The organism is Parageobacillus thermantarcticus, assembly GCF_900111865.1.
Classification (GTDB): Bacteria; Bacillota; Bacilli; order Bacillales; family Anoxybacillaceae; genus Parageobacillus; species Parageobacillus thermantarcticus.
Genome location: NZ_FOJS01000016.1, coordinates 13,802 through 31,879 on the forward strand (window position 1 = coordinate 13,802; position 18,078 = coordinate 31,879).

Below are 18,078 nucleotides of genomic sequence, written 5' to 3' on the forward strand. Positions count from 1 at the left end.
AGACATGCCTATGGATGTCGATGTCAAGCGAGATCAGACGCCGATAAAAGATCATGAGATGAAGGATCTTATTCGCCGCAGCCAAGAAGGAGACCAACAGGCGCGCGATGAAATTATCAAAAAAAATATGCGCCTCGTTTGGTCGGTCGTCCAGCGCTTTTTAAACCGCGGCTACGAGCCGGACGATTTATTTCAGATTGGTTGCATCGGCTTGCTCAAGTCTGTGGATAAGTTTGATTTATCGTATGATGTGAAGTTTTCCACGTATGCGGTGCCGATGATTATCGGCGAAATTCAGCGGTTTATTCGCGATGACGGCACGGTGAAAGTGAGCCGTTCCTTAAAAGAAATGGGCAATAAAATCCGGAAAGCGAGAGACGAGCTTTCGAAAAAACATGGACGGGCGCCAACGGTGACGGAAATCGCTGATTATTTAGAGATTTCTCCAGAAGAGGTCGTGCTTGCTCAGGAAGCCGTTCGTTCCCCGGCTTCCATTCACGAGACGGTGTACGAAAACGACGGCGACCCGATCACGCTTCTCGATCAAATTGCTGATGCCGACGAAGCATCATGGTTTGATAAAATCGCGTTAAAAAAAGCGATTGAGGAGCTGGATGACCGGGAACGGCTCATCGTATATTTGCGTTATTACAAAGACCAAACCCAATCGGAAGTGGCATCTAGATTAGGCATCTCTCAAGTTCAAGTATCCCGTCTTGAAAAAAAAATTTTACAGCAAATAAAGGAAAGAATGGATGGGTAGGCATCCATTCTTTTTTATTTTTATGAAATTGATGGTAAATATCGTATGATTGCATGATCCTTTTTTTTCCCAACATACTAAATAAAGAAAAGCGAAGAGCGAGTGAAAATACATAAAAAACTATAAGTTAAGGTGTGAGGCAGATGGAAAAAACCGTCTTTGTTAAGCTACGGCATCGCGTTCAAGTAAAGCCGGAAGCAGTTGTTACGATTGGCGATGTGGCACAAATCATCGCAAATGATCTTAACATAGCGGAGCAGTTAAAAGCAGTCCCGCTATATAAAATTCAACCGAGCGATAAAAATATCGTCATTATTGATGTAATGAAAGTCGTTCGCGCCATGACGGAAAGAGATGACGCGTTAGACGTGCAGGTGATTGGGCCAGCGCAAACGATTGTTGAAGTCGTTGAGCAAAAGCGGCGTTTTTCCACTGCTTATTTTCTGCTTATATGGCTATTGCTTTTCGTCGGATCGGCAATGGCCATTATGAATTTTCATGAAGATGTCAGCATGCAAGAAGTACATCAACATCTTTATGAGATGATTACCGGGAAAAAAATCGCGAAGCCGTTGCTGCTGCAAATCCCTTATTCACTCGGATTAGGCATCGGCATGATTTTATTTTTTAATCATGTGTTCCGCAAGCGAATTAACGAAGAGCCAAGCCCTTTGGAAGTCGAAATGTTTAATTATCAACAATCGCTAGATCAATACGTCATTTTATATGAAAACAAAGAAAGTATGAGAAAAATTGACGACGATTGAAATGTTGACCGTTATATTCATCGGCTTCGCGGGAGGGCTGGCTGTCGGAACAGGGTTTGTGGCGTTTTTAGTCGTTCTTGGCATCATTCCCCGCTTGACGCAATTAACGAAAACAACGGAGCGGATCCATGCATATGAATGGAGCGCGGTAGCCGGCGCGGTGGCGGGGGGATGGATGAGCCTGCGCCATACTGTTTTCTATATATCAAAATATTGGCTAATTCCGCTCGGATTGCTGCATGGAGTATTTATCGGAATGCTTGCCGCCGCGCTGACGGAAGTGCTTAACGTATGGCCGATTTTAGCAAAACGCATCGGCGTTGCCGACAAAATCGTCATTTTATTAATGGCGATCGCATTTGGAAAAATAGTCGGCTCGCTATTTCACTGGATCTATTTTGCCGATTACTTACGATAAGGGGGAAGAACCGATGAGTTTAAAAGCAAATTATCTTCAGGCGGTGAAAGCGTTTCAGCCTAAGCCGCCATATGTTTTTAACAGCTTGAAAGCATTTGTCGTCGGCGGCGCGCTTTGCGCGGTTGCGGAGTTATTCGCCAATTCGTACATCCGTTTCTTTTCTATGCCGTTGCTTTCTGCGCAGCAGCTAGCGGTGATGACAATGATGTTTTTGGCGGTTGTTCTCACGGGAGTAGGAAAGTATGACGATTTTAGCCAATTTGCCGGCGCGGGCGCAACGATGACGCTGACCGGCTTTGCGAATGCGTTGGCAAGCGCCGCGCTCGAGCATCGAAGTGAAGGATGGACAGCAGGGGTCGCCAGCCAAATGTTTAAAGCGGGCGGTGTGGCGATCGTTTATGGCGTTGTCGCTGCTTATTTGCTTGGCATTTTATATTACATTACGTCTTAAGCGGAGAAAGAGGGATGGTGGATGAAGCTCGCCGGAAAGCAAACGTGGGTGTTTGAACATGATATTTACATTCAGGAAACAGGGACGGCAGTCGGACCGTTGGAAGCGGAAGGACCGTTGCGCGAGAGCTTTGATATCGCGCACGATGACTTATATTGTGGGGAAAGGACGTGGGAGTTGGCAGAGCGGCGTTTAATGCAAGAGGCGATTGACGTTTGCCTGCAAAAAGGAAGCATTTCTTTCGACGATATCGACCTTTTTCTCGCCGGAGATTTACTGAATCAAAACGTCACTGCTAACTATGTTGCCCGAACGATCCCTGCCCCGTTTTTATGCATGTTTGGAGCGTGCTCTACTTCGATGCAAACGGCGGCGGTTGGCGCCGCGTTGATTGACGGAGGATTCGCAAGAACGGTGCTCGCGGCAACAAGCAGTCATAATGCCACAGCCGAGCGACAATTTCGCTATCCGACCGAATTGGGGGTGCAAAAACCGAAAACGGCGACGTTTACCGTCACAGGTGCGGGAGCAGTGGTCATTGGCCGAAAACGAGGGCGATGGCGCATTGCTGCCGCCACGATCGGCAAAGTGATCGATGCGGGAACGGCGAATCCTTTCGATATGGGATCGGCGATGGCGCCGGCCGCGGCAAGCACGATAGAACAACATTTTATTGATTTAGGAGTTTCTCCCGCAGATTATGACTTAATTGTGACAGGGGATTTATCGAGAGTGGGAAGCGTCATCGTCAGACAGATGTTAGCGGAATCAGGTTATGATGTGACGGACAATTATAACGATTGCGGCTTAATGATTTATCGGCCGGATCAAAACGTGTTTGCCGGAGGGAGCGGCTGCGCTTGCTGCGCGGTAGTAACGTACGGGCATTTATTGAAGGAGATGGAACGCGGCGCGCTGCAAAAAATTTTCGTTGTCGCGACAGGAGCGCTATTAAGCCCGACAATGATGCAGCAAAAACAGTCGATTCCAGCCATTGCGCATGGCGTTGTGATTGAAGCAGTAAAGGAGGGGCAATGATGGATTATGTTGTGGCATTTATTGTCGGAGGGGCGCTTTGTGCCATTGCCCAACTCGTCATGGATATTGGCAAGTTTTCGCAAATGCATGTAATGGGCTTGTTTGTAGCTACGGGAGTCTTTCTAGGAATCAGCGGAATTTATGACCGGCTGATTGCGGTCGCTGGAGCGGGAGCTGTTCTTCCCATTAGCGGCTTCGGTTATTTTCTCGCGAAAGGTGTGCTGGCGCAAAACGAGGTAAACGGATGGCTGGCTATTGGTTCAGGAATGTTTCAATTTGCCGGAGCCATTTTGTCATTTGCGGTTGTGCTCTCCTTTTTTACCGCTCTTCTATGCAAGCCGAAAGGATAGTTCGATATGAAAAAAGACGTGTCATATTAGTGACGGATGGCGATGAGTTTGCGTTCCGAACGATTCAATATATCGCTGAACAAATCGGAGGACGCTGCATTCGATTACAAGGAAGGCGGTCGACTTGATCCTTGAAAGGAGTAAGTGTTATGGAAGTGAAAGAAAATAAAGTTCCGATTTCGGAAAAGCTCACTGACAATGAAAATTTTCTAAAAGAAAAAATTGGAGTTGGAACTAGCTTTGATTTAGGGGTTCGAAAAATTCATGTATTAAAGAGGGAAGTACATATTTACTATTGCAACGGTTTATGCGATACGCAATATTTAATTGAATTGTTGAAACAAATCGTCCGCATTAACGATAACGAACGGCAGACGGCGCAGGCAAAGCAAATTATCGAAAACCGTCTCGTTCATCAGCAAGTAAGCCCTGTCCATCACTTGGATGAGGCAGTGGATCGGTTGTTATCAGGGCTAATCGTCATTTTCATTGAAGGAGAATCGACAGGATTTGTCGTCGATGTGCGAAGCTACCCGGGTCGGCAGCCAGAAGAACCAGATACGGAAAAGGTGGTGCGCGGCGCGCGTGATGGTTATGTGGAAAACATTATCGTCAATACGGCGCTAACTAGGCGGCGCATTCGCGATGAGCGGCTTCGTTTTGAAATTTTGCAAGTAGGGGAACGTTCAAAAACAGATATTTGCATTGCTTACATTAAAGACGTTGCTGATCCGGGGCTTGTTGAGCTTGTCAAACGAGAGCTTCAGCAAATTAATATTGATGGGTTAACAATGGGGGATAAAACGATCGAAGAATTTTTAGTGAAGCAAGGATATAATCCGTATCCCCTCGTGCGCTATACGGAGCGTCCGGACGTTGCCGCTACGCATTTGCTTGAAGGCCATGTTTTAGTGATGGTAGATACGTCGCCAAGCGTCATTATTACCCCGACGACGTTTTTTCATCATGTGCAGCACGCTGAAGAATACCGGCAATCTCCAGCGGTTGGCACATTCGTGCGCTGGGTGCGGTTTTTAGGCATTTTGACATCCTTATTTTTACTGCCGCTTTGGGTGTTGTTCGTGCTTGAACCATCTTTGTTGCCTGATAAATGGGCGTTTATCGGTCCGAACAAACAGACGAATATCCCAATTATCATCCAAATTTTGCTGGCCGACTTCGGCATTGAGTTTCTTCGTATGGCAGCGATTCATACGCCGACACCTCTTTCGACAGCGATGGGTTTAATCGCCGCGGTATTAATCGGACAAATCGCGATCGATGTTGGATTATTTGTGCCTGAAGTGATTTTGTACGTATCGGTTGCGGCGATCGGTTCGTTTGCAACGCCGAGCTATGAGTTGAGCATTGCCAATAAAATATCGCGATTGCTTCTCATCATTGTGGTGGCGCTGTTTAAAGTGCCGGGGCTGATGATTGGCACTACCGTTTATTTGCTTTGGCTCATTCACATCCGGTCATTAAACACGCCGTATTTATGGCCGTTTATTCCGTTTGATCCAGCGGCGTTTATGCAAATTATCGTCCGCCGCTCTGCAGCAGGGGCAAAAGTAAGGCCGAGCATCGTCCATCCGCAAAACCGCCGCCGGCAGCCGTCATAAATTGACAAAAAGAAGTTGCAACTTTTTTATAATTGTGATACGTTATACGTAATCTTTTTTCTGCAAAAAAGGCAGTTATCTTTTATGTTAACTGTCTTTTTTGCTTTCGGTTATGCATAAAAATTTTCGATATTGAATAATTTCATTTCGCAGGAATGAGGGGTTTGCATGTTTTTTCATGGGACAAGCCGTGTAAATGATAAAGGGCATTTAGAAATCGGCGGCGTCGATACGGTTGATTTGGCAAAAGAATACGGAACGCCATTGTATATTTATGACGTGGCACTGATCCGTGCGCGCGCGCGTGCGTTTAAAGAAGCGTTTCAAAAACATGGTGTCAAAGCGCAAGTCGCCTACGCAAGCAAAGCATTTTCTTCGATTGCGATGGTTCAGTTGGCGGAAGAAGAAGGGTTGTCGTTGGATGTCGTATCGGGTGGAGAGTTGTATACCGCGCTACAAGCGGGATTTCCGCCGGAACGCATCCATTTTCACGGCAATAATAAAAGCCGGGAAGAATTGATGATGGCGCTTGAGAGCGGAATCGGTTGCGTCGTTGTCGATAACTTTTATGAACTGGAGTTGTTGGAACAATTAAGCAAGCAGCGCGGAAAAACGACAGCGATTTTAATAAGAGTCACCCCTGGTGTCGAGGCACATACGCACGATTATATTTTAACTGGTCAGGAAGATTCTAAATTTGGGTTTGATTTGAACAACGGCCAAGCGGACGAGGCGCTGCGCAAAGCGCTATCCTCTTCGTTCTTTTCTGTTCTTGGAATTCATTGCCATATCGGTTCGCAAATTTTCGAAACGACAGGGTTTGTGTTAGCGGCGCAAAAAATTTTCCAAAAAATTGCTGATTGGAAGGAAACGTACGGATTTGTTCCAGCGGTCGTCAATCTTGGCGGTGGATTCGGCATTCGCTATACGAGCGAGGACGATCCGATTCCTGTTTCGGAATATGTCGAAAAAATCATAGAGGAAGTAAAAAAACAAGTAAGTGAACAAAATATTCCAATGCCGGAAATTTGGATTGAGCCGGGGCGTTCGCTTGTCGGCGATGCCGGAACGACGATTTACTCAATTGGTTCACAAAAAGTGGTGCCGAATGTCCGCCATTACGTTGCCGTGGACGGCGGGATGAGCGACAACATCCGTCCAGCGCTGTATGAGGCGAAGTATGAGGCGGTGCTGGCAAACCGCGTGTTGGACGAAAAAAATGAAATTGTTTCGATTGCCGGAAAATGTTGCGAGTCGGGAGATATGCTGATTTGGGATTTGCCGCTGCCGAAGGCGAACCCTGGCGATTATTTAGCCGTCTTTTGCACTGGGGCGTACGGCTATTCGATGGCAAACAACTATAACCGCATTCCGCGCCCGGCTGTCGTGTTCGTGGAAAACGGGGAGGCGCAGCTAGTGGTGAAGCGGGAAACATATGAAGATTTAGTGCGGCTTGATTTGCCGCTTAAAACAAAAGTGAAATAAAAAGTGCCCAGCTGTTTTGCTTGGGCACTTTTTCGTTATTGGTTGTTTTGCGGCTCGGAAGAAGTGAACGCCGATTTAATAGCGTTCCAAATTTCTTTTAAAATGTCAACAATGTTTTGAATAAACGTTTTTCCTTCTTCCGATTGCAGGAACGCCGACAATTTATCCTTCGCTTTGCTTAATTGATCATTGACCTGGTTCCAATCGATATTCGCGTTTTTCATTTTATTGAATAGCGAAATTAAGCTGTTGATCTCATCTTCCGTTAACGTAATTCCGAGGTCTTTTGCGACTTTTTCGATAAGCGCACGTAAATCTTCATCCGTTTGTGGCGGATTGTTTGCGATTTCTTCTTTCATTTTCGCAAGAAGGGCAACCGCTTTATCCGGCCCGATCGATTCCCCGAGCTTTGCCGTTTGCACCATTTCTTCTGTGGCGACTTTTTTGACATCGTCAGGAATCGCTTGATCGGAAGAAATTTCGTATGCTTTCATTAATCCGGTCAAGGCAGCTGTGCCAGATACGGCAAACGGAGCAGTGACATAAATTTTTGCGTCTTTCACTCCCGCCGTAATCAAGGCGTTTGTGTACATTTCGTCTGTGACCCATGTAATATTATGGGTTTCAACATCTAACCCGGATCCTTTCGCGCCAATCGTAATCATCGATGAAGAGATCGCTCTCGTCCCGATTTGCGCTTTTGGAATAAGGCCGTCAAGATATTTATGTTCTTCTGCGTTGGAAACAGTAATGATTTGCGCGTTGTCCGGAGCGTTCATTTCATTTAGTATTTGCTGTTTTTGCTGTTCGGTTAAATTTTCACCTAATGTAACAATTACATCGCCTTCTGCCGCATCTGCTGCCGCCATGGCTGGAAAGGTAAACAGCAGCGATGCGAGCAGGCAGCCTGTCAACATGCGTTTCACAATGTCATCCTCCTTCATAAAGGTGATATCCCTTTTTCGGCATATCCCGTATACATTATATTACTTTTTTTCGGTGAACAACAATGATATGATAATGATGCGTTATCAATGAAAAAGGAGTTGTCGTGCATGGCGAAAAAAGGATATATTTTGATGGAAAACGGAGCAAAAATCGAGTTTGAACTGTTCCCGAATGAAGCGCCAATTACGGTGGCTAATTTTGAAAAATTGGCAAATTCGGGGTTTTATAACGGTTTGACGTTCCATCGCGTCATCCCTGGTTTTGTCAGCCAAGGAGGATGCCCGTACGGCAATGGAATGGGGGATGCTGGCTATACGATCCCGTGCGAAACAGATAACAACCCGCATAAACATGTGACAGGGGCGATTTCGATGGCACACCGCGGCCGCGATACAGGAAGCTGCCAATTTTTTATCGTTCATGAGCCGCAGCCGCACTTAGATGGAGTGCATACCGTATTCGGTCAAGTAACAGCTGGAATGGACGTTGTCAAGGCGATGAAAAATGGCGACGTGATGAAAGAAGTAAAAGTGTTTGACGAGGAATAAAAGCTTAACAGAAGCGCTGTTAAGTCTTTTTATCAAGCGATGAACGTACCGCCATGGCAAGAGGTGAAAGAATGAAGGGGAAAAATTGGGGATTGTTTTTTCTTTTGTTAGGGGCAAGTCTTGTATGGGGGATCATTTACTGGATGTTTATCGCGAAATAATACGGCGGTTATTCGATCGACCGTTTTTGCCTGTGGAAAATAGCGAAGAAAGCTAGCGCAGGCAGATGGCGAGCGAGGAACAATGGACAAACCGTTTTTGTGTGATATAATAATAAAAAATTCTATACTGTTTGCATCCTTCGGGGCAGGGTGAAATTCCCGACCGGCGGTGATGAAGTGACATCACTTCTCAGCCCGCGAGCCGTATAGGCACGATCCGGTGAAATTCCGGAGCCGACAGTATAGTCTGGATGGGAGAAGGATCACAAGCGCGCGTTGTCGTTCCGTACTAGAGGATGGCCTCGTTTGTTACAGAGCGGCAATGTTTGCTGGGAGCGGCGAAGCGATGATTTCGCGCCTTTTTGCTTTGCCGATAAATCCGTTTATTCGATATGCATTCGTTTGCGTTTGGCGGAAAAAGCAAATGACCGAAAAACTTCGCTTTGCTTTTCCCTGATTTGCGCATAAGTGCATAAATGCAATCGTTGTGATTCTACATAATCCTGTCCTAGGACTTTAAACCTAGGGCTTTCTTTATGCGACAAAAGGAGGCGAACGCGGTGCGAAACGATGAACAATATATGCGCTTAGCGATCGAAATGGCCAAAGCGGGGATCGGACAGACGTCTCCTAATCCGATTGTCGGCGCTGTCGTTGTAAAAAATGGAGAAATTGTCGGGCTTGGCGCCCATTTGAAAGCGGGGGAGCCGCACGCGGAAGTACATGCCATCCGAATGGCGGGAGAAAAAGCGAAAGGGGCGACCGTTTATGTAACGCTGGAGCCGTGCAGCCATTATGGGAAAACGCCCCCTTGCGCCGATTTATTAATTGAAGCGGGCGTTCGCCGCGTCGTCGTTGCGACGACAGATCCGAACCCGCTCGTAGCGGGCAAAGGCATTGAAAAGCTAAGAAACGCGGGGATCGATGTAAAGCTTGGAGTGCTGAAAGAAGAAGCGGATGAGTTAAATCGTGTGTTTTTCCATTACATTGCGACGAAAACGCCATTTGTGACGCTCAAATACGCGAGCAGCCTCGATGGAAAAATCGCCACGGCAACCGGGGAAAGCAAATGGATCACATCAGAAGCGGCTCGGGAAGATGTGCATCGCTACAGGGCGGTGCATGATGCGATTCTCGTCGGGGTAAACACCGTTATTGTCGATAATCCAAGCTTAACGGTAAGGCTTCCGGAAGGCGGAAAGAATCCGATACGCATCGTTTTAGATACGCATTTGCGCACACCGCTTGATGCAACTATCCTCCGTGATGGACAAGCGGAAACGTGGATGATCGTCGGCAGCGAGGTCAGCGACGAAAAAAAGAAGCGATATGAGAACGAAAACGTGCAAGTAATTTCCATGAGCACGCCGCATATTGACATCGATGAATTGTTGCATGTGCTTGGCGAGAGACGGATTACTTCCCTTTTTGTCGAAGGCGGGTCACACGTGCACGACAGTTTTGTGCGCGCCAAGGCGGTTAATGAAATCGTTGCCTATTTTACTCCGAAGCTCATTGGCGGGAAACAAGCGCCGACGCCGATCGGAGGAATCGGTTTTGCCAGCATGGCTGACGTGATGCAGCTAGAAATTCGGAGAGTAGAGACGATCGGACCAGATATTAAAATCGTCGCGATACCAAAATAAAAGGGTGAGTGCACGAATGTTTACAGGCATTATTGAGGAAATCGGCACGATCGAGCAAATAAGACAGTCCGGCGAAGCGATTGTAATGACGATCGGAGCGAAAAAAATTTTAGAAGATGTCCATCTTGGAGACAGCATTGCGGTCAACGGGGTTTGTTTGACCGTAACGTCGTTTACGAACCGTTCGTTTATCGTTGATGTGATGCCGGAGACGGTAAAAGCGACGTCGCTGCGCATGCTAACGAGAGGTTCGAAAGTGAATTTGGAACGGGCGATGGCAGCCAACGGCCGTTTTGGCGGCCACTTCGTCTCCGGACACGTCGACGGTGTCGGCGAAATTATTCGCAAATGGCCAGTGGCGAATGCGGTATATTACGAAATTCAAATCCCGAAAGAATTGCGCAAATATATGATTTTAAAAGGGTCTGTCGCCGTTGATGGAACGAGTTTGACAATCTTTGGGCTTACCGATGACACGTTTACGATTTCGCTCATTCCGCATACGCGCGCGGCAACGATTTTAGGCGATAAACAGCCGGGAGATATTGTCAATATCGAATGCGATGTCATCGGAAAATACGTCGCCCAGTTCATGGAAGGAAAAAAAGAAGAAGCGAAACCGGCGATTACGCTCGAGTTTTTGGAACGGCACGGCTATAAGTAAGCGAAAAGGGGGAACATGAAATGTTTGACACGGTCGAAGAAGCGATTTATGAATTGATGCAAGGGAAAGTGATTATTGTGTGCGATGACGAGGATCGCGAAAACGAAGGCGATTTTGTCGCGCTGGCAGAAAAAGCGACCCCGGAAGTCATTAATTTTATGATTAAATATGGCCGCGGCCTTGTTTGTGTTCCGATTACGGAAGAATTAGCAGATAAGCTTGGTTTGGAGCCAATGGTGAATCATAATACCGATTCTCACGGCACTGCTTTTACCGTTAGCGTTGATTATAAAGCAACGACAACCGGTATTAGCGCTTATGAACGGTCGATGACGATTCAAGCGCTGTTGGATCCGAACGCGAAAGCGAGCGATTTTAAGCGGCCTGGTCATGTGTTTCCGCTTGTCGCGAAAAAAGGCGGCGTATTGCGGCGCGCCGGCCATACGGAAGCGGCCGTCGATTTAGCGCGGCTTTGCGGGGCAAAACCAGCAGGTGTGATTTGCGAAATCATTAAAGAGGATGGCACGATGGCGCGCGTACCCGATTTGCGGAAAATCGCTGATGAGTTTGATTTGAAAATGATCACGATTAAGGACTTAATCCAATATCGAAGTCGAAAAGAAAAATTGGTGAAGCGAGAAGTGGAAGTAACGCTTCCAACAGAGTTTGGCAAGTTTAAAGCGATTGGCTATACTAATGTTGTTGATGGAAAAGAACATGTGGCGTTAGTCAAAGGCGAAATCATCCCGGACGAACCGATTCTTGTCCGCGTTCATTCCGAGTGCCTAACAGGGGATGTGTTTGGCTCTTATCGCTGTGATTGCGGGCCGCAGCTTCACGCGGCACTCCGCCAAATCGAAAAAGAAGGGCGCGGCGTTTTATTATATATGCGCCAAGAAGGGCGCGGCATCGGGCTAATCAACAAATTGCGCGCGTATAAACTGCAAGAGCAAGGCTATGATACGGTGGAAGCAAATGAAAAACTTGGCTTTCCTGCCGATTTGCGCGACTATGGAATCGGCGCGCAAATTTTAAAAGACCTTGGCGTGACGAAAATGCGACTGTTAACGAATAATCCGCGAAAAATCGCCGGATTAAAAGGGCACGGCCTCGAAGTAGTGGAGCGCGTTCCGCTGGAGATGCCAGTGAAAAAAGAAAATGAAAAATACTTGCGAACAAAATACGAAAAGCTAGGGCACATGTTGCATTTTTAAAATAAAGATGATATTTTCGCCTTCTTGTATTATGATGAATATGATGGGCGGAAAAGATGGGAGGATTTGCAATGAAAGTAATCGAAGGAAATTTAGTCGGCACAGGATTAAAAATCGCCATTGTCGTTTCCCGTTTTAATGAATTTATTACAAGCAAGCTATTATCTGGCGCTCTCGACGGCCTCAAGCGTCATGGGGTCAATGAAAGCGATGTGGCGGTAGCGTGGGTGCCGGGAGCGTTTGAAATTCCGTTGTTAGCGAAAAAATTTGCCGAATCAAAGCAGTATGACGCCGTCATTGCGCTTGGCGCGGTTATTCGCGGAGCGACAAGCCATTACGATTACGTATGCAATGAAGTAGCAAAAGGAGTTTCCCACGCCTCGTTGTCAACAGGAACGCCGGTGATCTTTGGCGTATTAACGACAGATACGATCGAACAGGCGATTGAACGCGCTGGCACAAAAGCGGGAAATAAAGGTTGGGAAGCAGCGGTAAGCGCGATTGAGATGGCGAATCTTCTGCGTTCGTTCGCTTAATTAGTGTAAAAACGCGCGGAAGAGTTCACAATATGAGGAAGAATGTTTATAATACGTAATGAGAAAATGACGAAAGCACTTTTCTATTTTAGAAAAGTCTTTGTCAGTAATGAGGGATTTTTTATGCTGATTCGTTATCGAAAAAATTACGAAAAAATTGCGATGGGTCTTCTGTCTTTTATGCCGACAGAAAAAGACTTGAAGAAGTTGCAGCAAACGATTAAACAGTACGAAACAAACGATGATTGGCAGCTGTTTTTATGGAAGGATGGCGATGACATTATCGGCATTATCGGAGTGCTGTTGCGCGATGAGGACACCGTTGAAATTCAACATATTAGCGTAAATCCTTCGCACCGCCATCAAGGTGTTGGAAAGCAAATGGTAAAAGCGCTGAAGGAGATGTATCCTAACCATCAGCTGCAGGCAAATGAATTTACCGCGGCATTTTTGGATAAATGTGAGTTGTAAAAGAGCTGCCGTCTATTGGTTCGGCAGCTCTTTACTTTTTTTCTTCCGCTCACGCGCTGCGATCACATCAGAACGGTCGCGCAATTTATGTTTATGAATTAAAAAGACATCGTTCATGTCGCTTGCTTTTCCCCAAGTAAGCCCGCGTTTATCGCATATCGCTTGACATATTTTCCGCAATGTTTCATCGCGAATAGGTAGATCGATGCTCTCATATGCCCCGTTTTGCTCCATTCGTTCAATATAGCGTTCAAGCTGCTCGGAAAGCTGCTGTTCATCTAGTCCCAACTCGTGAACTGCTTTTTGTTCTTTTGCTAAAAGGGCTAGCGCTTTTCGCATCATGCGCAACGCTCCTTTTTGGTTGCCGCGACGATGATGGTATAGCGCCACAGCAATTTGAATGAGTACGACCCATACTTTTTTGTAGCCGTTATTTTTCCAATGTTCTTCCAATATTTCGTGGCATTCAAAATAATCGCGGTCTGTATGGAAATGAATTAAATAGTGGATATATGCGTCAGGATACATCGTTTCACGCCTTTCTATTGTTGTATCCGTACTGCGTCAATTGTATCATATTAGACGTAAAAAATGGCTTGGACAACGTTGGCTAATCGTCTATACTTAACGATAGTGTGAAGAAAATGGTGGGATGAACGTGCAATATAATGTGAAAATTGATGCGTTTGAAGGTCCGCTCGACCTTTTGTTGCATTTAATCAATCGTTATGAAATCGACATTTACGATATTCCTGTTGCGCAAATTACTGAGCAATATATGGCATATATTCATGCGATGCAGGAATTGCAGCTTGATATCGCAAGCGAATACTTAGTGATGGCGGCGACGCTTTTGGCGATCAAAAGCAAAATGTTGCTGCCGAAACATGAAGAAGAAATATTGGATGAAAATGTGGAACTGCCGGAAAGCGATCCGCGCGAAGAATTAATGCAGCGGTTGTTGGAATACAAAAAATATAAAGAAGCGGCGCAAACGCTGAAAAAAAAGGAAGAAGAACGGGCGCTTTTATTTACAAAGCCCCCGAGCGATTTAAGCATGTATGTAGATGAAAAAGAAATGATGAAGCAGCCGCTTGATGTCAATGTGTACGATATGCTTGGCGCGCTTTCGAAATTGCTGCGCCGCAAAAAATTGCAAAAACCGCTTCATACGAAAATTACCCGTCAAGATATTTCGATTGAAAAGAGGATGGAGGAAATTTTGGAGGAACTAAGCCGTACGAAAACGAGAAAAAATTTTTATGATTTATTTCCGTATTACGACCGCGGATATATTGTCGTGACATTTTTGGCGATTTTAGAACTGCTGAAAAAAAACGAGATTATTATCGAACAAGAACGGAATTTTGCCGATATTTTCATCTCTCGCAACGAAAGGATGGAGCAGCATGGAGATGAGTGAATATAAAGCGATCGTCGAAGGACTGTTGTTCGCTGCCGGCGATGAGGGGCTATCGCTTCAGCAAATCGCCGCAGTGTTGGAAGTGGAAGAAGAACAGGCGCGGGCGATTATTCATATGCTAAAGGACGAGTATGATCAGCAAAAGCGCGGCATTCAGTTGATTGAATTGGCGGGAGTCTTTCAGTTGGCGACAAGAAAAGAACATGCCCCGTATTTAAAAAAGCTTGTTGAATCGCCTAGTTCGACTTCGTTGTCGCAAGCGGCGCTCGAAACGCTGGCGATCATCGCTTATCGCCAGCCGATTACAAGGGCGGAGATTGAAGAAATTCGCGGGGTGAAAAGCGATAAACCGATCCAGACGTTAATTGCTAAAGCGCTGATAAAAGAAGTCGGACGCGCGGAAGGAACGGGGCGGCCGATTTTGTATGGCACGACGAAGGAGTTTTTGGACTACTTCGGTTTAAAAACGTTAGAGGAATTGCCGCCGCTTCCGGAATTGCAAGAGGACGACGAGCTAGAAAAGGAAGCTGATTTATTTTTTGAAAAATTTGAAGAAAATTTTAACGAATCAACATGATTATGGTAAGATAGGAGTAACTTTATATTGCGTTTTTGGCACGGATAAGGGGGCGATTGTATGCGGATTTGCCGCTTGCAAGGATATGAACTGGAAAAATCGCAGCCAAATACGTTTGAAGATTATTTCAACCGTTCAGAAGTAACGTTTTGCGAAGACGGGGACGAAAAAACGCTCTACGTTCTATATTTGCGCCATTTTGAGGAGTCGCTTTCATCGTTTACGCCGTATGAGCAAAATCCGCTTTTCACCGTTTCGGGGCGCGACGTCTATTTCCGCGATATCGTCGCTTTCGTATGCTTATTGCAAAATCCAAGTTTTCGCCACCGCAAGCGCGTGTACATTAACGAGGAGGAGGAATTTCGTCGCTATTTTGCGCATATGGAGTTTACGAAGCTTCCAGACGTCTTTGCGGAACTGGAAGCGAAAGGGGAATACCGTTTAACATCACCGCTTCTTTTTATTCGCCAGCCATCTTAACCGGTATGGGGGTTTTGGAATAATGGGAAATTCAATGGTTTGGAATCAAACGAAACAAGTAGAAACGTTTTTGCAAAAAGCCTTCCGGACGATTTCCGATTATTTAAACGAAGCAACGTTGACGAAACTGCTCGAAGAACGGGAAGGAGTGGACAAATCGTATTGCGAATTATTGCTTGCGAATTTACGGCGCCTCGTTGTATATTGTGAAGAAGGGCTTGAGGCGTGCCGCATCGTTTTGAATGAGGAGCCGTTTCGCAAAACAGCAGCGGAAAAGGTGCTGTATCGCGTTTACCATTTATGCATTGCCGAATATTTTACCCCGAAAAATGACGTATGGTACGAAGATAGCCGTTCCGCTTATACGGGACGCAATTCGCTTAAATTTCGGCAAACTCCCCCGCCTTCGTTGCAAGCTTTGCTGTTGTCCCTTGAAAGTGAGTTTCAGACGATTCGCGAAGAGCTGGAGTTTTATGAAACCGACTATCGCACAAAAATGATTCAATCAAAATAAACGAAAGCTGCCCCGAGTACGGGCAGCTTTTTTGCTGTCCATTATTCAGTCCGAGTCTTCGTCGGGTCGCAGGCTGGCGGATTGATTTCATTTGTCGTTTCCGCCAATTTGTGCAAGTAATAGCATTCCTCCCGAGCCATATGATCGGCCATAAGCGGTGTTAATACACCAAGCACCTCTTTGTTTAACCCCATTTCTTCTAACTCGTGCAGAAAGCTTTGGAAAATCACCATTTCTAATTGAATGTCGCGGTGAAAGCGGCGTAAAGCGGGGAAATCGTGTACGTTTGTCCGTAAATATCCCGCCATTTCCACCGCTTTTAAGTAAAAATCTTCCCACTCTTTTGTAAACGTGTGGCTTTGTTCTTTTAAGTTTTTTTCACTATTGTCGAGTCGGTCATGGATGGAGCCGGCGTGTCCGGCAGCATCCAGCAGCCATAATAAATCATGATGAAGCGGGTGAACGCCGGGTGGCCGCTTTCCTCGCGCGTAATAGCCGGCAAGGCGCAGCCATTCGTCCAATTCGTTTACCATATGGTTGACGAAAGTAGGAGGAAGAGAAAAGCTAATTTTTTCGGTCAAAAGCCGCTTTAACAAATGAAGTTTAAATGCCCGCAGCTGTTCCCCCGCCTCTTTTCCCCGTTGAACGAGAGCCGTCCATGGCCATGATCCCGGTCGACGGGCGCTTTCCAACAATTCATCAAATACGTGAATGAATTGTTGCGCCTGTTCGATTTCCGCCTTTTCTTTTTCTGCCAAAGATTCGAGAATGAATCGGCAATGATCGCCAAAAATTTGCATCCAAAAGCGCATTTCCCACAGCGCTTCTTGTTCTAATGTTTTTTTCATTTGCTTCTCACCCCGATTTTATATGTATGAACACAAAGGAAATTGGGTGAATGCGGACAAGAACGATTTTTGGGCAGCTGGCATACGATATATGGGTACAAAGAAAGGGGAGGTTTTTCAAAATGGGCGAACGAGAATTATTTCAGCAATATGTGAAGGAAGTCAGCGAATGGGGAACGCAAGTCGAACAAATTTTGCGGCAACGGGATGATGGAATGGCCCATCGCGATATTGCAACATTGCTTTCCTATATCGACAAACACGAAGGGGAATGGACGGAAGCTGACATTTATGATCTTCAGCGCATGGTTGATGAAGCGTATGAAAAAGCGACAGCGATTCTAGCAAACGAGCCATTGGCTGACGAAGGTGAAGAAATCGGTGAGGAAGGAGAGCGGAGCCAAACCTATATAGCAGCGGGCAGGCACGTTCTTCCGCCGCTTCCCTACAGTTACGACGCGCTCGAGCCGCATATTTCCAAAGAAATAATGCAGCTGCACCACACAAAACACCATCAAAGTTATGTGGATGGATTGAATAAAGCGGAAAAAATGATGAAAAAAGCGCGCGAAACAAACAACTATGAATGGCTGAAACATTGGGAGCGGGAAGCGGCGTTTCACGGTTCCGGGCATTATTTGCACACGATTTTTTGGAATAATATGCATCCAAAAGGCGGCGGAGAACCGAGCGGCGAGCTGCTGGAACAAATAAAGCGCGATTTTGGAAGTTTTGAACGGTTTAAGCGCCATTTTACCGAGGCGGCAAAAAGCGTCGAAGGAGTCGGCTGGTCGTTGCTCGTTTGGGCGCCGCGGTCGCACCGCTTAGAAATTTTGCAGACGGAAAAACATCAACTCATGACACAGTGGGATACGATTCCGCTTCTTGTGTTGGACGTTTGGGAGCATGCCTATTATTTGCAATATAAAAGCGACCGCGCCGCATATATTAACAGCTGGTGGAATGTTGTCCACTGGCGCGACGTGGAAGAGCGGTTTGCGCAAGCGAAAAAGCTACGCTGGAAACCGTTTTGATGAAAGGCGAAGGAAATGTTCCTTCGTCTATTATGTTTTCGGTTGTTTTCGTTTTTGCAACAATCCGCCACTTTGAAGATCGGATTATGCAGCCGTGACTGCGGCAACTTGTACATTTTA

At 46.2% G+C, this 18,078-nt stretch carries 22 protein-coding genes, 1 pseudogene and 1 riboswitch; of the genes and pseudogenes, 20 read left to right on the top strand and 3 right to left on the bottom strand.

The annotated features are described in order from the left end of the window. Positions 1–10: 10 nt before the first annotated feature. The 9 genes and pseudogenes from sigF to lysA all read left to right on the top strand — a co-directional run bounded on the left by sigF (position 11) and on the right by lysA (position 6,894). Positions 11–763, top strand: coding sequence for an RNA polymerase sporulation sigma factor SigF (gene sigF, locus BM278_RS09460; RefSeq protein WP_090949242.1), 753 nt, complete (start codon positions 11–13; stop codon positions 761–763). A gap of 143 nt (positions 764–906) precedes the next feature. Continuing rightward, on the top strand, positions 907–1,530 hold the full coding sequence (locus BM278_RS09465) for a stage V sporulation protein AA (protein ID WP_090949244.1): 624 nt from the start codon (positions 907–909) through the stop codon (positions 1,528–1,530). A 1-nt stretch (position 1,531) separates the two neighbouring features. Further along, complete coding sequence (locus BM278_RS09470) at positions 1,532–1,948, top strand: stage V sporulation protein AB (RefSeq protein ID WP_090949328.1); 417 nt, start codon at positions 1,532–1,534, stop codon at positions 1,946–1,948. Between the two features lie 13 nt (positions 1,949–1,961). Beyond that, a complete protein-coding gene (locus tag BM278_RS09475; protein WP_090949246.1) occupies positions 1,962–2,399 on the top strand; it encodes a SpoVA/SpoVAEb family sporulation membrane protein in 438 nt (145 codons plus the stop codon). Positions 2,400–2,420: 21 nt separating this feature from the next. Continuing rightward, the gene (gene spoVAD / locus BM278_RS09480) at positions 2,421–3,437 is read left to right on the top strand and encodes a stage V sporulation protein AD (RefSeq protein ID WP_090949248.1); all 1,017 of its coding nucleotides are present in this window, start codon (positions 2,421–2,423) and stop codon (positions 3,435–3,437) included. After that, the gene (locus BM278_RS09485; RefSeq protein ID WP_090949250.1) at positions 3,437–3,787 is read left to right on the top strand and encodes a SpoVA/SpoVAEb family sporulation membrane protein; all 351 of its coding nucleotides are present in this window, start codon (positions 3,437–3,439) and stop codon (positions 3,785–3,787) included. Before spoVAD ends, BM278_RS09485 begins: the two co-directional genes overlap by 1 nt. After that, positions 3,769–3,900: pseudogene (locus BM278_RS18335) on the top strand (stage V sporulation protein AE); the annotation flags it as partial. The gene BM278_RS09485 and the pseudogene BM278_RS18335, both read left to right, overlap by 19 nt. Positions 3,901–3,936: 36 nt before the next feature. Further along, complete coding sequence (locus BM278_RS09490) at positions 3,937–5,409, top strand: spore germination protein (protein WP_090949252.1); 1,473 nt, start codon at positions 3,937–3,939, stop codon at positions 5,407–5,409. A 168-nt stretch (positions 5,410–5,577) separates the two neighbouring features. Next, positions 5,578–6,894: a diaminopimelate decarboxylase gene (gene lysA, locus BM278_RS09495; RefSeq protein WP_090949254.1), complete on the top strand. Its 1,317-nt coding sequence runs from the start codon at positions 5,578–5,580 to the stop codon at positions 6,892–6,894. A 35-nt stretch (positions 6,895–6,929) separates the two neighbouring features. Here the strand turns inward: lysA and BM278_RS09500 are convergent, their stop codons facing one another. Next, entirely contained in the window at positions 6,930–7,811 is an 882-nt protein-coding gene (locus BM278_RS09500; protein WP_425272976.1) for a DUF1002 domain-containing protein, read from the bottom strand. A gap of 138 nt (positions 7,812–7,949) precedes the next feature. Between BM278_RS09500 and BM278_RS09505 the strand changes: the two genes are divergently transcribed. The 6 genes from BM278_RS09505 to BM278_RS09530 all read left to right on the top strand — a co-directional run bounded on the left by BM278_RS09505 (position 7,950) and on the right by BM278_RS09530 (position 13,082). Beyond that, the gene (locus BM278_RS09505) at positions 7,950–8,390 is read left to right on the top strand and encodes a peptidylprolyl isomerase (RefSeq protein ID WP_090949257.1); all 441 of its coding nucleotides are present in this window, start codon (positions 7,950–7,952) and stop codon (positions 8,388–8,390) included. 293 nt (positions 8,391–8,683) lie between these two features. Further along, a riboswitch (FMN riboswitch) is annotated at positions 8,684–8,818 on the top strand. 269 nt (positions 8,819–9,087) lie between these two features. Further along, positions 9,088–10,197 carry a bifunctional diaminohydroxyphosphoribosylaminopyrimidine deaminase/5-amino-6-(5-phosphoribosylamino)uracil reductase RibD gene (gene ribD, locus BM278_RS09510; RefSeq protein WP_208601789.1) on the top strand — a complete coding sequence of 370 codons (1,110 nt, stop codon included), beginning with the start codon at positions 9,088–9,090 and terminating at the stop codon, positions 10,195–10,197. A gap of 16 nt (positions 10,198–10,213) precedes the next feature. Then, a complete protein-coding gene (gene ribE, locus BM278_RS09515; RefSeq protein WP_090949260.1) occupies positions 10,214–10,861 on the top strand; it encodes a riboflavin synthase in 648 nt (215 codons plus the stop codon). 20 nt (positions 10,862–10,881) lie between these two features. Beyond that, on the top strand, positions 10,882–12,075 hold the full coding sequence (locus BM278_RS09520) for a bifunctional 3,4-dihydroxy-2-butanone-4-phosphate synthase/GTP cyclohydrolase II (protein WP_090949262.1): 1,194 nt from the start codon (positions 10,882–10,884) through the stop codon (positions 12,073–12,075). 71 nt (positions 12,076–12,146) lie between these two features. Beyond that, a complete protein-coding gene (ribH, locus tag BM278_RS09525) occupies positions 12,147–12,611 on the top strand; it encodes a 6,7-dimethyl-8-ribityllumazine synthase (protein ID WP_090949263.1) in 465 nt (154 codons plus the stop codon). Positions 12,612–12,734: 123 nt separating this feature from the next. Beyond that, the gene (locus BM278_RS09530; protein ID WP_090949265.1) at positions 12,735–13,082 is read left to right on the top strand and encodes a GNAT family N-acetyltransferase; all 348 of its coding nucleotides are present in this window, start codon (positions 12,735–12,737) and stop codon (positions 13,080–13,082) included. 12 nt (positions 13,083–13,094) lie between these two features. Here the strand turns inward: BM278_RS09530 and BM278_RS09535 are convergent, their stop codons facing one another. Then, a complete protein-coding gene (locus BM278_RS09535; RefSeq protein WP_090949267.1) occupies positions 13,095–13,610 on the bottom strand; it encodes a DUF309 domain-containing protein in 516 nt (171 codons plus the stop codon). Positions 13,611–13,734: 124 nt separating this feature from the next. Between BM278_RS09535 and BM278_RS09540 the strand changes: the two genes are divergently transcribed. The 4 genes from BM278_RS09540 to BM278_RS09555 are packed head-to-tail and all read left to right on the top strand — an operon-like array spanning position 13,735 to position 16,076. After that, entirely contained in the window at positions 13,735–14,505 is a 771-nt protein-coding gene (locus BM278_RS09540; RefSeq protein ID WP_090949269.1) for a segregation/condensation protein A, read from the top strand. Further along, positions 14,492–15,082: an SMC-Scp complex subunit ScpB gene (gene scpB / locus BM278_RS09545; protein WP_090949270.1), complete on the top strand. Its 591-nt coding sequence runs from the start codon at positions 14,492–14,494 to the stop codon at positions 15,080–15,082. The genes BM278_RS09540 and scpB overlap by 14 nt, the downstream gene beginning before the upstream one ends. Positions 15,083–15,142: 60 nt before the next feature. Further along, positions 15,143–15,562, top strand: coding sequence for a hypothetical protein (locus BM278_RS09550; RefSeq protein WP_090949272.1), 420 nt, complete (start codon positions 15,143–15,145; stop codon positions 15,560–15,562). Between the two features lie 22 nt (positions 15,563–15,584). After that, positions 15,585–16,076 (top strand): YpuI family protein, encoded by a 492-nt coding sequence (locus BM278_RS09555; protein WP_167359617.1) that lies wholly within the window; start codon positions 15,585–15,587, stop codon positions 16,074–16,076. A 41-nt stretch (positions 16,077–16,117) separates the two neighbouring features. Here BM278_RS09555 and BM278_RS09560 read toward each other — a convergent pair whose 3' ends face one another. Beyond that, positions 16,118–16,924, bottom strand: a complete 807-nt coding sequence (locus tag BM278_RS09560; RefSeq protein ID WP_090949274.1) for a DUF2935 domain-containing protein — start codon at positions 16,922–16,924, stop codon at positions 16,118–16,120. A 122-nt stretch (positions 16,925–17,046) separates the two neighbouring features. Between BM278_RS09560 and BM278_RS09565 the strand changes: the two genes are divergently transcribed. Next, entirely contained in the window at positions 17,047–17,958 is a 912-nt protein-coding gene (locus BM278_RS09565) for a superoxide dismutase (protein ID WP_090949276.1), read from the top strand. Positions 17,959–18,078 lie beyond the last annotated feature (120 nt).

Bases quoted from the DNA above. Each gene is read 5' to 3' on its own strand.
- sigF (WP_090949242.1), top strand. From the start codon at position 11: ATGGATGTCGATGTCAAGCGAGATCAGACGCCGATAAAAGATCATGAG.
- ribE (WP_090949260.1), top strand. From the start codon at position 10,214: ATGTTTACAGGCATTATTGAGGAAATCGGCACGATCGAGCAAATAAGA.
- BM278_RS09485 (WP_090949250.1), top strand. From the start codon at position 3,437: ATGGATTATGTTGTGGCATTTATTGTCGGAGGGGCGCTTTGTGCCATT.
- BM278_RS09475 (WP_090949246.1), top strand. From the start codon at position 1,962: ATGAGTTTAAAAGCAAATTATCTTCAGGCGGTGAAAGCGTTTCAGCCT.
- BM278_RS09505 (WP_090949257.1), top strand. From the start codon at position 7,950: ATGGCGAAAAAAGGATATATTTTGATGGAAAACGGAGCAAAAATCGAG.
- BM278_RS09535 (WP_090949267.1), bottom strand. From the start codon at position 13,610: ATGTATCCTGACGCATATATCCACTATTTAATTCATTTCCATACAGAC.
- scpB (WP_090949270.1), top strand. From the start codon at position 14,492: ATGGAGATGAGTGAATATAAAGCGATCGTCGAAGGACTGTTGTTCGCT.
- BM278_RS09490 (WP_090949252.1), top strand. From the start codon at position 3,937: ATGGAAGTGAAAGAAAATAAAGTTCCGATTTCGGAAAAGCTCACTGAC.
- ribD (WP_208601789.1), top strand. From the start codon at position 9,088: ATGCGACAAAAGGAGGCGAACGCGGTGCGAAACGATGAACAATATATG.
- BM278_RS09540 (WP_090949269.1), top strand. From the start codon at position 13,735: ATGAACGTGCAATATAATGTGAAAATTGATGCGTTTGAAGGTCCGCTC.
- ribH (WP_090949263.1), top strand. From the start codon at position 12,147: ATGAAAGTAATCGAAGGAAATTTAGTCGGCACAGGATTAAAAATCGCC.
- BM278_RS09465 (WP_090949244.1), top strand. From the start codon at position 907: ATGGAAAAAACCGTCTTTGTTAAGCTACGGCATCGCGTTCAAGTAAAG.
- spoVAD (WP_090949248.1), top strand. From the start codon at position 2,421: ATGAAGCTCGCCGGAAAGCAAACGTGGGTGTTTGAACATGATATTTAC.
- BM278_RS09555 (WP_167359617.1), top strand. From the start codon at position 15,585: ATGGGAAATTCAATGGTTTGGAATCAAACGAAACAAGTAGAAACGTTT.
- BM278_RS09500 (WP_425272976.1), bottom strand. From the start codon at position 7,811: ATGTTGACAGGCTGCCTGCTCGCATCGCTGCTGTTTACCTTTCCAGCC.
- lysA (WP_090949254.1), top strand. From the start codon at position 5,578: ATGTTTTTTCATGGGACAAGCCGTGTAAATGATAAAGGGCATTTAGAA.
- BM278_RS09470 (WP_090949328.1), top strand. From the start codon at position 1,532: ATGTTGACCGTTATATTCATCGGCTTCGCGGGAGGGCTGGCTGTCGGA.
- BM278_RS09560 (WP_090949274.1), bottom strand. From the start codon at position 16,924: ATGAAAAAAACATTAGAACAAGAAGCGCTGTGGGAAATGCGCTTTTGG.
- BM278_RS09550 (WP_090949272.1), top strand. From the start codon at position 15,143: ATGCGGATTTGCCGCTTGCAAGGATATGAACTGGAAAAATCGCAGCCA.
- BM278_RS09565 (WP_090949276.1), top strand. From the start codon at position 17,047: ATGGGCGAACGAGAATTATTTCAGCAATATGTGAAGGAAGTCAGCGAA.
- BM278_RS09520 (WP_090949262.1), top strand. From the start codon at position 10,882: ATGTTTGACACGGTCGAAGAAGCGATTTATGAATTGATGCAAGGGAAA.
- BM278_RS09530 (WP_090949265.1), top strand. From the start codon at position 12,735: ATGCTGATTCGTTATCGAAAAAATTACGAAAAAATTGCGATGGGTCTT.